General features: G+C 69.5%; 13 protein-coding genes. 10 read left to right on the top strand and 3 right to left on the bottom strand.

Features of this window, described 5'->3' with window-relative positions:
• Positions 1-63: 63 nt before the first annotated feature.
• Positions 64-639: a DUF2510 domain-containing protein gene (locus F6B43_RS09165; RefSeq protein WP_150448658.1), complete on the bottom strand. Its 576-nt coding sequence runs from the start codon at positions 637-639 to the stop codon at positions 64-66.
• Positions 640-701: 62 nt separating this feature from the next.
• Here F6B43_RS09165 and F6B43_RS09160 point away from each other — a divergent pair, with 62 nt between their 5' ends.
• From F6B43_RS09160 to F6B43_RS09125, 8 genes are all read left to right on the top strand, one after another.
• The gene (locus F6B43_RS09160) at positions 702-1,535 is read left to right on the top strand and encodes an SDR family oxidoreductase (protein WP_150448657.1); all 834 of its coding nucleotides are present in this window, start codon (positions 702-704) and stop codon (positions 1,533-1,535) included.
• A gap of 33 nt (positions 1,536-1,568) precedes the next feature.
• Entirely contained in the window at positions 1,569-1,970 is a 402-nt protein-coding gene (locus F6B43_RS09155) for a PPOX class F420-dependent oxidoreductase (protein WP_150448656.1), read from the top strand.
• A gap of 436 nt (positions 1,971-2,406) precedes the next feature.
• Complete coding sequence (locus tag F6B43_RS09150) at positions 2,407-3,621, top strand: inositol-3-phosphate synthase (protein ID WP_150448655.1); 1,215 nt, start codon at positions 2,407-2,409, stop codon at positions 3,619-3,621.
• Complete coding sequence (locus F6B43_RS09145) at positions 3,618-4,481, top strand: SCO3242 family prenyltransferase (RefSeq protein WP_150448654.1); 864 nt, start codon at positions 3,618-3,620, stop codon at positions 4,479-4,481. The genes F6B43_RS09150 and F6B43_RS09145 overlap by 4 nt, the downstream gene beginning before the upstream one ends.
• On the top strand, positions 4,478-5,923 hold the full coding sequence (locus F6B43_RS09140; protein WP_150448653.1) for an EboA domain-containing protein: 1,446 nt from the start codon (positions 4,478-4,480) through the stop codon (positions 5,921-5,923). Before F6B43_RS09145 ends, F6B43_RS09140 begins: the two co-directional genes overlap by 4 nt.
• A 3-nt stretch (positions 5,924-5,926) precedes the next feature.
• Complete coding sequence (locus F6B43_RS09135; RefSeq protein WP_150448652.1) at positions 5,927-6,811, top strand: TatD family hydrolase; 885 nt, start codon at positions 5,927-5,929, stop codon at positions 6,809-6,811.
• A gap of 4 nt (positions 6,812-6,815) precedes the next feature.
• On the top strand, positions 6,816-8,009 hold the full coding sequence (gene eboE / locus F6B43_RS09130) for a metabolite traffic protein EboE (protein ID WP_150448651.1): 1,194 nt from the start codon (positions 6,816-6,818) through the stop codon (positions 8,007-8,009).
• The gene (locus F6B43_RS09125) at positions 8,006-9,418 is read left to right on the top strand and encodes an alkaline phosphatase family protein (protein WP_150448650.1); all 1,413 of its coding nucleotides are present in this window, start codon (positions 8,006-8,008) and stop codon (positions 9,416-9,418) included. The genes eboE and F6B43_RS09125 overlap by 4 nt, the downstream gene beginning before the upstream one ends.
• Here the strand turns inward: F6B43_RS09125 and F6B43_RS09120 are convergent.
• Entirely contained in the window at positions 9,375-9,734 is a 360-nt protein-coding gene (locus F6B43_RS09120) for an HNH endonuclease (RefSeq protein ID WP_150448649.1), read from the bottom strand. The genes F6B43_RS09125 and F6B43_RS09120 overlap by 44 nt on opposite strands.
• 131 nt (positions 9,735-9,865) lie before the next feature.
• Here F6B43_RS09120 and F6B43_RS09115 point away from each other — a divergent pair, with 131 nt between their 5' ends.
• Positions 9,866-10,438, top strand: a complete 573-nt coding sequence (locus tag F6B43_RS09115) for a PadR family transcriptional regulator (RefSeq protein WP_150448648.1) — start codon at positions 9,866-9,868, stop codon at positions 10,436-10,438.
• A 55-nt stretch (positions 10,439-10,493) separates the two neighbouring features.
• The gene (locus F6B43_RS09110; RefSeq protein WP_150448647.1) at positions 10,494-12,206 is read left to right on the top strand and encodes an ABC1 kinase family protein; all 1,713 of its coding nucleotides are present in this window, start codon (positions 10,494-10,496) and stop codon (positions 12,204-12,206) included.
• Positions 12,207-12,250: 44 nt separating this feature from the next.
• Here the strand turns inward: F6B43_RS09110 and F6B43_RS09105 are convergent, their stop codons facing one another.
• Complete coding sequence (locus F6B43_RS09105; protein ID WP_150448646.1) at positions 12,251-12,742, bottom strand: DUF4188 domain-containing protein; 492 nt, start codon at positions 12,740-12,742, stop codon at positions 12,251-12,253.
• Between the last annotated feature and the right edge of the window lie 70 nt (positions 12,743-12,812).

The raw sequence follows: 12,812 nt of genomic DNA, 5'->3' as shown, positions 1-12,812 counted from the left end.
CCCACAGCACCCACACGAAGTAACAGGAGCGCTATGTCCCATCACACTCGCCGGCGCAAGCGGTCAGCGGTAGCGGTAGTGCTGCGAGACGGTGTTGATCCACGTGGCGAACTGGCCCGCGCGGCCCTCCTGCCCCGGGGGCACGGAGGCCAGCCAGACCTCTGACCCCACCTCGACGAGAAGGTACGTCGCGCCCGGGTCGATCGATCGCTTCAGCAGGTTCGGAGTGATCGGGCCTGCCGGCCCGAGGAGGGCGCGTGCCACCGCGGGCCGCGCGAGCCGGCCTCGCTTGAGCAGCTCTGCACCGGCGGATCGTGTCGCGGATGCCCCGGCGACGGGCTGGGACGACGGGCCGAAGTGGATCCAGCGTCCGTCGACGACGATGCCGGCGAACTCCTCCTCCGAACCGCTGTAGCGCGCGGCATCCGTCCATCGCGTGCCGTTCCACCAGCGGAGGCGACCTCGGCTGTCGTCGTACCATCCCTCGCGTGCGGGAGCATTCGTCGGAGCCGGGTCGCTGCGCAGTTCGAGGTAGCGATCGTTCAGATCGATGTACTGATCTGTCCACCGCGAGCCGTCCCACCAGCGCTGCTTGCCGGTGCCGTCGTCGTACCAGCCCGCCTCGGGTCCTGTCGCCATGCATCGAGGGTAAGCCCGTCGCAATCGGGAATACCGCGAGCGTCATCGATGTCATGTCTGCAATGACATCGAAGACGTGGTTCATCACCGGCACCTCCCGTGGATTCGGACGGGAGTGGACGATCGCGGCGCTCGAGAGAGGCGACCGCGTCGCCGCGACCGCGCGCGACACATCCACCCTCGGCGACCTGGCGGACAGGTACGGAGACGCGCTTCTGCCCATCGAGCTCGACGTCACCGACCGCGCCGCGGACTTCGCGGCCGTGCAGCGAGCGCACGAGCACTTCGGCACGCTCGACATCGTCATCAACAACGCGGGGTACGGGCACTTCGGCATGGCGGAGGAGATCAGCGAGCAGGAGCTCCGCGATCAGCTCGAGACCAACGTCTTCGGGGCCGTGTGGGTCACTCAGGCGGCGCTTCCGATCATGCGCGCCCAGGGCTCCGGCCACATCCTCCAGGTGTCGTCCATCGGCGGTGTCTCGGCGTTCCCCAACCTCAGCGCATACCACGCGTCGAAGTGGGCGCTCGAGGGCTTTTCGCAGGCGCTCGCGGCCGAGGTCGCCGAGTTCGGCATCCATGTGACCCTCATCGAGCCGGGCGGGTTCGCGACCGACTGGTCGGGACCGAGCTCGCGCCACTCGTCGGACATCCGCGCGTATGACGGCCTTCGCGAGCGCAGCACGGCGGAACGGGCGAAGCGTGCGGCTTCCGGCGGGGGAGCGGGCGACCCGCAGGCGTCCGCCGCGGCGCTCCTGCGCGTCGTGGATGCTGTCGAGCCGCCGCTGCGCGTCTTCTTCGGCGCCTCCGCGCTCGGCATCGTCCGTCCCGACTACGAGTCGCGCCTGGCGAACTGGGAGAAGTGGGATGACGTCGCGCGTCTCGCCCAGGGCTGAGTCCGCTCCTGCTGATTCGGCGAGAATGGGCGCATGACAGATCCCGTCGACATCATTCCCCCCGCCTACCGTCGTTTGCTCGAAGCGCCGAACTACGGGAGCCTCGGCACGATCCGCCCCGACGACACCGTTCAGGTCACGCCGATGTGGTTCGAATTCGACGGCGAGCACCTGCGCTTCACGCACACGAACAAGCGGCAGAAGTACCGCAATCTGCAGCACAACCCGTCGATGGCGCTGTCGGTCATCGACCCCGACGACCCGTTCCACTACCTCGAGGTGGCGGGCGAGCTCGTCGAGGTCATTCCGGATCCGTCAGGGGACTTCTACGTCCGGCTGCAGAACCGGTACGGCAATCCGAGCGATGTACCGCCGCCCGACAAGGCTGACCGCGTCATCCTGGTCATGTCGATCTTGCGGGCGACCAAGCAATAGTCGAGGGCACCGCCTCCTCGCGGCCCACTCATCCTGAGCGCATGCCGTTCGCAACGGTCGCGGGCAGCGCCATCGGCGCTGCCCTGGTGGTCAACGCCGTGCCGACGGGGTGAGCGGGGTGCAGGGCAAGCCCTTCCCCAGCCCGTTCGCCGACCCTCCCGGTGTCGGGATGCCTGCGCCGCTCGCGAACGTCTCGTACCAGCCCGCCTCGGGTCCTCTCGCCGTGCATCGAGGGTAAGCCGGGCGTGTGTCTCGCCCAGAGGAGATCTCCCCACGCTTTCGGTCTGCGTGAGAAAGCGAATCGTACAGCAGGCAACTTATTACTCATCATCCTCACCTTTTGCTTGACCGTTGTCATTACGAGACCGTACGGTGGGAAAGCTTCCCGATCCCCCGCCGGAGGCTCGCGCAGAGCAGCGCACAGTAAAGGACGACGATGACCCACACTGTTTTCGACAATGACCGCCCCACGACGCCGCGCGTCGGCGCCTGGTTCATCGGCGCACGAGGATCGCTGGCCACGACCGCCGCGATCGGACTGCACGCGCTGACCCGTGGCATCGCCGAGCCGTGGGGTCTGACCACGACCTCATCCGACTTCGACGACGTCCCCTTCGCCGGATTCGATGAGATCGTGATCGGCGGTCACGACATCTCGCAGGTGCCGCTGGCCCGCAAGGCCGCGGCGCTCGCGGCCGGTGGAATGTTCCCCGCAGCTGTGGTGGCCGCGGTCGAACCCGACCTCGAGCGCGACGAGGCCGAACTGCGGGTGATCGACCAGACCGGCCTGACGCAGCAGCACACGATCGATCGCATGGCGGCCGATATCGCCGGCTTCCGCGATCGGCACGGCCTGCGCACGGTCGTGGTCGTCGACGTGTCATCCACGGAGGCTCTGCCGGCCGACCATCCCGCGTTCCACTCGGAGGACGCCCTGACCGCGGCGCTGCGAGACCCCGCCCTTCGCGTGCTGCCCCCGAGTTCGATCGCGGCCGCAGCCGCGATCCAGGCCGGCGCCGCCTACGCCGGATTCACCCCGTCCGCGGGTCTCAGCCTGCCGGTGCTGCGCGCCCGCGCCGAGGCTGCCGGGATCCCCTTCGCCGGCCAGGACGGCAAGACCGGCGAGACGCTGTTGCGGACTGTGCTCGCGCCCATGTTCGCCGCTCGAGGCCTGAAGGTGCTGTCGTGGGCGGGCACCAACCTGCTCGGCGGTGGCGATGGCGCCACCCTCGCCGACCCCGAGGCGGTGCGTTCCAAGCTCGCCTCGAAGAATCGGGGTCTGCACGCCCTGGTCGGAGACGACGTCGTGGCACCGCTGCACATCGACAACGTGCCCGACCTGGGCGACGTCAAGACCGCGTGGGACCACGTGAACGCGATCGGTTTCCTCGGCAGCCGCATCACTCTGCAGACGACCTGGAGCGCGTACGACTCGACGCTCGCCGCGCCCCTCGTCATCGACCTCGTCCGTGTGCTGGCGCTCGCGTCGGCCGCGGGACAGTCCGGGCCGATCGCCGAACTGGGCTGCTTCTTCAAGGATCCGTGGGGCAGCGATGTCCACGCCTTCGCCGAGCAGACCGCCGCGTACGTCACCTGGGTCCAGCAGACCGGCGTCCTTGCGGCGCTGGATCACGAGGTGCGCGCGGGATGACTCCGCGCTTCAGCGACGTGCTCGAGCTCGTTCGGGCACCCGCGATCCTGACCGTCATCGGCGACGCGGTGGTGGGAGCCGCGAGCGCGAGAGGCGGCGCCGGCATCCGTGCGGTACCGCTCTCGAGCTCGTCTGCCTGCTTGTACGCGGCGGGAATGGCCCTCAACGACGTCGCCGATGCCGAGCTGGATGCCGTCGAACGGCCCGAGCGGCCGATTCCGTCCGGTCGCGTGCGGCGCAGCACGGCGTTCGGCATCGGGGCGATCCTGACCGCCGTCGGGATCGGAGTCGCCTTCTCGGCCGGTCGCGCCGCGGGACTCGTCTCCCTCGCGACCGCAGCGTCGGTGTGGACGTACGATCTCGCCGCGAAGCCCACCCCGGCGGGCCCGGCTGTGATGGCCCTCTGCCGTGGTCTCGATGTCATGATGGGCGCCGCCGGGCCCGGATGGCGGCGCGGGCTCCTCCCCGCCGCCGTGGTCGCGGCCCACACGCTGGGCGTCACCGCGCTTTCGCGCGGCGAGGTCGCCGGCACGAGCCGTACGACCGCCGGGACGGTTGCCGCCACCAGCGTCGCGGCAGCGGCGGCGGCGACGTTCGGCGCCGGGACTTTCACCGGCGGCGCGCTGGTCGGGGGTGCGAGCTATCTCGCGTCGACCCTTCCATCGCAGCTCACCGCTGCGCGTGAGCCGACCGCCGCGCACGCACGGACCGCGACGCGCCAAGGGATCCGCTCGATGATCCCGCTGCAGACGGCCCTCGTCGCCCGCGCAGGATCGGTGGCTGCGACCGCGTTCCTGCTCGGCGTCGACGTCGCCGGGCACGCCATCGCCCGTGCACGCACGAAGGGAGACGTGACATGACAGAGCCTCGCTGGGTGCCGGGCTACGGCACGAACGGCTTCGCCGACCACACGCTCAGCGACGCGCTCGACGTCATGCAGGGGTGCGGCTACGGCGCGGTCGCGCTGACCCTCGGGCATCCCCACTTCGATCCGTTCGCCGTGGACTGGGAGGATGCGGCGACCTCCCTCGCCGAAGACCTCCGCCATCGCGGGCTTCGTGTGGTCGTCGAGACCGGCGCGCGTTACCTCCTCGACCCGTGGGTCAAGCATCGCCCGACGCTCGTCGACATCGATGCGGACGCCCGCCGCGCGTTCCTCCGCCGCGCCGTGCAGATCGCCGCGATCCTCGACGCCGACTGCGTGTCGCTGTGGAGCGGGGTGCTCCCCGCTGACGTGACGGCCGAAACCGGGTGGGCACTCCTGATCGAGCGACTCGGATCGCTCGCGCGATTCGCCGCAGACCGGGGCGTCCGCATCGCGATCGAACCCGAGCCGGGGATGCTGGTCGAAACCGTCGCGGATGCACTCCGTCTCCGCGCGGATCTCGGTGATCCCGACAACGTCGGCATCACCGTGGACCTGGGGCACTGCGTGGCGGTCGAACCCGACGGAGTGGTGCGAGCGCTCCATCGGGCCGGTCCGCTCCTGTGGAACGTGCAGGTCGATGACATGCTGCCCGGCATCCACGAGCATCTCGAGCTCGGAACGGGCGCGCTCGACCTCGAGGCGGCGATCGAGGCCCTCGACGCCATCGGCTACGAGGGGGTCGCGGCCGTCGAGCTGCCTCGCCACTCCTTCGACGCACCGCGGCTCGCCCGCCAGAGCATCGACGCGATCCGCGCGGCGGTTCCCCGGCGTGCCGACCCGTGGACGATCGAGGCGGTGGCGGCGGTGGTCGAAGACCGCTCGAGAGTGCACCGGCTTTTCGCCGAGGCCGGGCGGGCCGTGGGTCGCCAGCCGCTCGATCCGCGCGACGATCCGGGGTTCGCCGTCACCGCCGACGATGCCGCGAGGGCGGCGCTCATCGTTGCGCTGTCATCCGGCGCCGAGCCTGCCGCGGAGCGCGTGCGGACGCTCTATCGCGAGGGCGACGATGCCGAGCGCCGCGGCGTGCTGCGGGGGCTCAACGCGCTCGCCGCGGGCCACGACCCCCTCGATTCTGAGTGGCGGCGCATCGGTCGCGAGATCGTCGACGATGCGCTCCGCACGAACGACCGGCGGCTCGTGGCAGCGGCGATGGGCGACTTCGCTGCGGCGGAGCTCGACGCCCACAGCTGGCGTCACGGTGTGCTCAAGCTCGTGTTCATGGACGTGCCGCTCGCTGTGGTGAGCGGCCTCGAGCGCCGTCGCGACGACGAGCTCTCGGCCATGGCTGCGAGATTCGCCGAAGAGCGGCGCGCGGCGGGGCGCAGCATCCCCTCAGATCTAGACCTTCTCGTTCTCGCGTCCCAGGAAAGGTGACCCATGCGCATCTTCGATCCGCACATCCACATGACCTCCCGCACGACCGACGACTACGAGGCGATGTACGAGTCCGGCGTCCGGGCACTCGTGGAGCCGGCGTTCTGGCTCGGCCAGCCCCGCACGAACGTCGGCTCGTACATCGACTACTTCGACGCGCTGATCGGGTGGGAGAGATTCCGTGCGGCGCAGTTCGGGATCCGGCACCACTGCACGATCGCCCTCAACCCCAAGGAGGCGAACGACCCGCGCTGTCGCGAGGTCATGGCTCACCTGCCGCGCTACCTCGTCAAGGACGGGGTCGTGGCGGTGGGGGAGACCGGCTACGACTCGATGACGCCCGAAGAGGACGACATCCTCTCGCAGCACCTCGCACTCGCGGTCGAGTACGACCTGCCCGCGCTCGTACACACTCCCCACCGCGACAAGGTCACCGGAACCCGCCGCACCCTCGATGTCGTCGTCGAATCGGGACTGCCCGTCGAGCGCGTCCTCGTCGACCATCTCAACGAGACGTGCGTCGACATGGTCGCCGACAGCGGAGCGTGGATGGGCTTCTCGATCTACCCCGACACGAAGATGGACGAGGGCCGCGTCGTGGCGATCATGCAGCGACTCGGGCTGGACCGGATCATCGTGAACTCGGCCGCCGACTGGGGCCGGAGCGATCCGCTGAAGACCGCCAAGACCGGGCTCGCGATGCTCGAGGCGGGGTTCAGCGAAGACGACGTCGATCGTGTGCTGTGGCGAAACCCGGTCGAGTTCTACGGCCAGAGCGGTCGCCTGGAGCTGGCGCCGGTGCCCGGGTTCGCGCCCGCTCAGCAGGGCCCCGACACGTTCGAGGGCAACTCGGTGCTCCGAGGCATGGCCTCGCGTCGGGCGGTGTGAGCGGATGGAGCTCTCGTACTGCACCAACGTCCATCCCGCCGAAGACCTCGACGGCATCATCGAGCAGCTCGACGTGCACGCCGGGCCCGTTCGCATCGCCGCGGGCCGCGACGTGCTCGGCGTGGGCCTCTGGATCCCCGCGCAGACCGCCGCCGTCCTGGCGGCCGACCCCGCCGCCCGCGGGCGCCTCAGCGAGGCCCTCGATCGCAACGGGCTCACGCTGCGCACGATCAACGCGTTCCCGTACCGGGGCTTCCACGACGATGTCGTCAAGCTGGCCGTCTACCGTCCGGACTGGACCACGCCCGAACGGCTGCGGTTCACGATGGACTGCGCGACCCTGCTGGCCGAGATGCTACCCGAGGGCGCGTCGGGCAGCATCTCGACGCTGCCGCTCGGGTGGCGGGAAGGGTGGGATGCTGCAGCCGACGCCGCGGCCGAGGCCTCGCTGCTCGCCCTCCGCGACCACCTGCGCGACCTGCAGAACCGCACCGGGCGAACGGTGCGGATCGGCATCGAGCCCGAGCCCGGGTGCATTCTCGACAACGTGGCGGACATCGTCGCGTGGCTCGGCGCCCGTCCGCACCTCGTCCAGGACGGTCTGATCGGCCTCTGCCTGGACACGTGCCATCTCGCGGTCTCCTTCGCCGACCCCGGTGAAGCGGTCGCCGGCGCGACGGCGGCAGGTGTCCGCATCGTCAAGGTGCAGGCATCCGTCGCGCTCGAACTGACGGATCCGTCGGGGGGCGCTGCGACGGAGGTGCTGGCGCCGTTCGCCGAAGCACGGTACGTGCACCAGGTGCGTGCCCGTCCGACGGGCGCAGGCCCCGGTTCGGGCACCGTCGAGTTCGCCGCCGACGATCTCGACGAGGTGCTGGCCGCGGGTTCGGGATGGCCCACGGATCGCCCATGGCGCGTGCATGTCCACATCCCGCTGCACGCGACGCCGGCGCCGCCGCTGCGGGCGACGACCGAGGTTCTGCTGAGCGCCGTCTCGGCGGTGCTGCAGAGCCCCGGCGGGGCGGATGCGCACCTCGACGTCGAGACGTACACCTGGACGGTGCTCCCCGAGGCGCTCCAGCCCGAGACTCTCGTCGACGGGATCGCCGCCGAGCTGAGGTGGGCGGCCGCCCACCTCTCACACGCGATCACCGCCCCGGCGTCCGTGCGCACCGACGTGATCGGGGCGGCGCGATGAAGAAGGTCCTCCTGCTCGACGTCGTCGGGTTGACCCCGCGTGCCCTCTCATCGATGCCGGCGCTGCGCGCCCTCGGCGAGCGCGGGCGCACCGTCCAGTTGGAGACGATCCTGCCCGCCGTCACCTGCAGCGTGCAGTCGACGATCCTCACCGGTACGATGCCGCGCGATCACGGAATCGTCGGCAACGGCTGGCACTTTCGGGGCCTCGGCGATCCCCTCCTCTGGCGGCAGCACAACGCTCTGGTGGGGGGCGAGAAGATCTGGGAGACGGCACGTCGGGCCGATCCGGCATATCGAGCGGCCAATCTCGGGTGGTGGTACGCGATGGGCGCCACCACCGACATCACCGTCACCCCCCGCCCGATCTATCACGCCGACGGCCGCAAGAGCCCTGACGCCTACGTGCGCCCGCCGGCGCTCCACGACAAGCTCACCGGCGATCTGGGCGAGTTCCCTCTCTTCCAGTACTGGGGCCCGACGGCCACGATCGCGTCGAGCCGGTGGCTGATCGATGCGACGCGCGGCGTCCTGTCGGAGCGGTGGGGGGATGCCGCGCCCGAGCTGGTGATGTCGTACCTGCCGCACCTCGACTACGACCTGCAGCGCTTCGGGCCGAACTCGGGCGAGGCCGATCGCGCGGCGCGCGAGCTCGACGGAGCGCTGGCGCCCCTCCTCGACGATGCGGACGAGCGCGGCTACACCGTGATCGCGCTGGGCGAGTACGGCATCGCCGACGCCGATCGGCCCGTCGACATCAACCGGGTGCTTCGCAGCGAAGGCTTCCTCGAGGTGTACGAGCAGCAGGGGAGGGAACAGCTGGATCCGTGGGTGTCCCGCGCATTCGCGGTCGCCGACCACCAGGTCGCACACGTCTACATCTCCGACGCCGCCGACATCCCGCGCGTGGCCGCCGTGCTCCGTGCGATCCCCGGGGTCGACGAGGTGCTCGATCGTGCCGCACAGGCACGGTACGGGCTCGATCACGAACGAGCCGGGGAGCTGGTCGTCGTCGCCGAGCCGCGTGCGTGGTTCACGTACTACTTCTGGCTCGATGACGCCAAGGCGCCCGAGTACGCCCGCGGTGTCGATATCCACCGCAAGCCCGGATACGACCCCGCCGAGCTGTTCTTCGACCCGGCCGATCGCCTGGCCAAGGCCAAGGCGGGACTCAACCTCGTCAAGAAGAAGCTCGGCCTTCGCTACGCGATGAGCACGGTGCCGCTGGACCCGACGTGGGTGCGGGGCACGCATGGCCGTCTGCCCGAGTCGACGGCCGATACGCCTCTTCTCGTGACATCGGACGCGTCGCTCCTGGACGATGCCGCCACGTCTGTCGCCGCATCCGGTGTGCGTGATCTGGTGCTCACTGCGCAGGGTCTGGCGGCACCTGCAGATCTCTCACGATGAGGGCCCACTGCAGAAGGAACCGCGGCTCGTCGAGCCGCTTGCGCCGCATCCACGAGGTGACCTCGTCGTTGCTCTTGCTCGCATTGCACGACCCGCACGCGGGGACGACGTTCTCGAGCGTGTAGCGACCGCCACGCGAGATCGGGAGCACGCAGTCCTTCTGGAGAGCCGCGCCGTTCGCCCCGCAGTACGCACACGCGGCCCAGGCGTCCAGGATTCGGAACCACTCCGCGTCGGTCAGATCGCTGCCGGATGCGGCGACGCGGAGGGTGCGACGGCGCGCAGCGCGCGCCCTGCGTGTCTGCCGTACCGCCATGTCGCCACGCTAAACGGCCGCGCCGTTCCGTGAGCGCTGCCGCGCCGGAAACTCACTGCCCACACTCAGTCTGGACGATATATCGTTATGTATCGCCGAACCTCGGATGGGTCGGCGCAGAGGAGGTCATCATGAGCAACTTCAATCTGGGCGACGCATTCGGAAAGCCCGGTCGCGGCGGTTCGCAGGGCTGGCCGATGAGCGGCCTGTGGGAAGCCATGGAGCAGTTCGGGAAGCAGTTCGAGCAGAAGGTCGGCGGCACGCGGATGGCGCGCGGCGATGTGCGCTCGGCAGTGCTCTCGCTTCTCGCCGAGCAGCCGATGCACGGCTACCAGATCATCCGCGAGATCGAGGATCGCAGCGGTGGGTCATGGAAGCCCAGCCCCGGTTCGGTCTACCCGACGCTCCAGCTGCTGACCGACGAGGGCCTGATCAGCGCTGAGGAATCCGATGGACGCAAGACCTACTCGCTGACCGAAGCGGGTCGCGCGGTCGTCGACGCCGATGGCGACAAGTCCGCACCGTGGGAGGGCTCGAGCTCGCGCGAGAACCCGCGCACCGGCGCCCTTCCGAAGGCCGGTATCGACCTGGCCCAGGCGGTCGCACAGGTGGGTCGCTCGGGCAGCCCCGAGCAGGTGCAGCAGGCGGTCGACGTCCTCAACGAGGCACGTCGTAAGCTCTTCAGCATCCTCGCCCAGGACTGACACTGCCTTCCCGCTCGGCGGAATACCCGCCGCACGCCGGCGTCAAGGAGATCTGATGACCGACGCCGGTGAAATGCGCGCTCGCTACCGCAGGATCCTGCGATTCGCGGGCCGGTACCTGGTGCAGGCGTGGTGGTTCGAACTGTTCCTGCCTCGTCTGGGGCTGGCCCGCGTATCGGCGCGAAACCGCGCAGCGCGGTTGCAGCACATCGCCCGGCGCTTCCACGTCCTCGCGGTCGATCTCGGTGGGCTCATGATCAAAGTCGGCCAGTTCATGTCATCGCGTCTGGACGTGCTGCCCCCGGAGATCACGAAAGAGCTCGAAGGGCTGCAGGATGAGGTGCCCGCCGTCGATTTCGCCGCGATCCGCCTCCTCGCCGAGGCCGAGCTGGGCGTCCCCCTCGAGCGCGCCTACGCGTACGTCGATCCGACGCCGCTGGCGGCAGCATCCCTCGGTCAGGCACACCGCGCGCGACTCTCGGATGCTGATGCCGCCGACACCGGGCTGACCGACGTCGTCCTGAAGGTCCAGCGGCCGGGGATCGATCAGATCGTCGACGTCGACCTCCGCGCGCTGCGCCGGGTGGCCGGCTGGCTGAGCCGCGTGCGGCTCGTGTCGGACCGCGTCGATATGCCGTCGCTCGTGGAGGAATTCGCCGCGACGAGCCTCGAAGAGATCGACTACCTCCACGAAGCGGCGAACTCCGAGCGGTTCGCCGCCGACTTCGCCGACGATGCCCGGGTCGCGGTGCCGGCCGTCGTGTGGGAGCGAACGACGCGCCGCGTGCTCACGCTGCAGGACGTCACCGCGATCAAGATCAACGACGTCGACGCCCTCCGGGCCGCCGGGATCGACCCGTCGGAGGTCGCGAAAGAGTTCGCGGCGGTGATGTTCGATCAGCTCTTCGCCGACGGCTTCTTCCACGCCGACCCGCACCCGGGCAACATCTTCGTGACGCCTCTCGCGCCGTCCGCGCCGGGGGAGAGGGCGGATGCTCCCTCCCGCGCCTGGAAGCTCACCTTCATCGACTTCGGGATGATGGGCGAGGTGCCCGACGGGCTGCGGCGAGGTCTGCGCCGCATCCTGATCGCCGCTGCATCTCGCGACGGCAAGGGCATGGTCGACGGCATGCGCGATGTCGGGGTCTTCCTGCCCTCGGCCGACACCTCGGAGCTGGAGCGGGCGATGACGCAGCTGTTCGCCCGTTTCGGGGGCATGGGTTTCGCGGAGCTCCAAGAGGTGGATCCGCGCGAGTTCCGCGCCTTCGCGATCGAGTTCGGCGATACGATCCGGTCGCTGCCGTTCCAGCTGCCGGAGAACTTCCTGCTGATCATCCGGGCGATGTCGCTCACCTCGGGAATGTGCAGTTCGCTGGACCCGAAGTTCAACATCTGGGACGCTGTCGAGCCCTACGCGAACCGCCTGATCCGCGAAGAGAGCGGCAACGTGCTCCAGGGGTTCGCCACGCAGGCGATATCGGCCGCGCAGGTCGTCGCCGGTCTGCCCCGACGCCTCGACGAGCTGACCACCCGGATCGAGGCGGGGCGCGTCGTCGTGCAGAACCCGCGACTCGAGCGTCGGATCGGTGTGCTCGAGCGCACCGCGCGTCGAGTGGTGTCGGCCGTGCTCTTCGCCGGTCTCCTCGTCGCCGGCATTCTGCTGCGCTCGACGGACGTCGTCTTCGGGACGATCATGATGTGGGTGTCGGTGCTGCCACTGCTGCACGCCGTGTTCGCGGGCATCGCCGGCCGTCGAGGGCCGGGCTGAGCTCGGTTGGCTGAGCCGGCCCGTCGGCCCGTCCCGGCGTCGGTTCAGCCCGTGGCCGACGTTCGACCGTCGGCGATGCGCGCCTGTGCTCGGTCGTGGTTGTGCGTGATCGGTACGAGCGTCGTCGCCTTCGGCAGCCCCATGGGCTTGGTGGAGACATAGATACTCTCGGCGCGTTCGACGATGAAGGTCTCGTGCCAGATTCCGACAGCGCCGGGGGCCTTCCGGGCCGCCTTGTTGAAACGCGACCATGCGGGCCGGTGCTCCTGCGACGGCGCGGACGCGTACCGATAGAGCTTGTCGGCGGATGACCAGTACTGCACGACGTATGGGCCGCCGGCGCCCATCAGCAGCTGGAAGCCGAGGAATCCCGAGTCCGGGTCCATGCTGAGCTCCCGGAGCATGCGGGGCATTGCTCCGAAGACGGGCAGCCAGAGGTCCAGCCGCCACCATTTGTTGATCTGCATCCCGATGTGGAAGACGACGAGTTCGCCTTCGTACGAGTGGGTCATGCGCCCCTGGACGACGTGCGACACGGTGTCTCCCTCTGCAATGGATAGTATCGCTATCCATTGTGGATAGCGATACTATCCAAGTCAAGGGGTG

The sequence above is a fragment of the Microbacterium rhizomatis genome, from assembly GCF_008710745.1.
Lineage (GTDB): Bacteria > Actinomycetota > Actinomycetes > Actinomycetales > Microbacteriaceae > Microbacterium > Microbacterium rhizomatis.
This window is presented reverse-complemented; position numbering and strand designations above follow the sequence as displayed.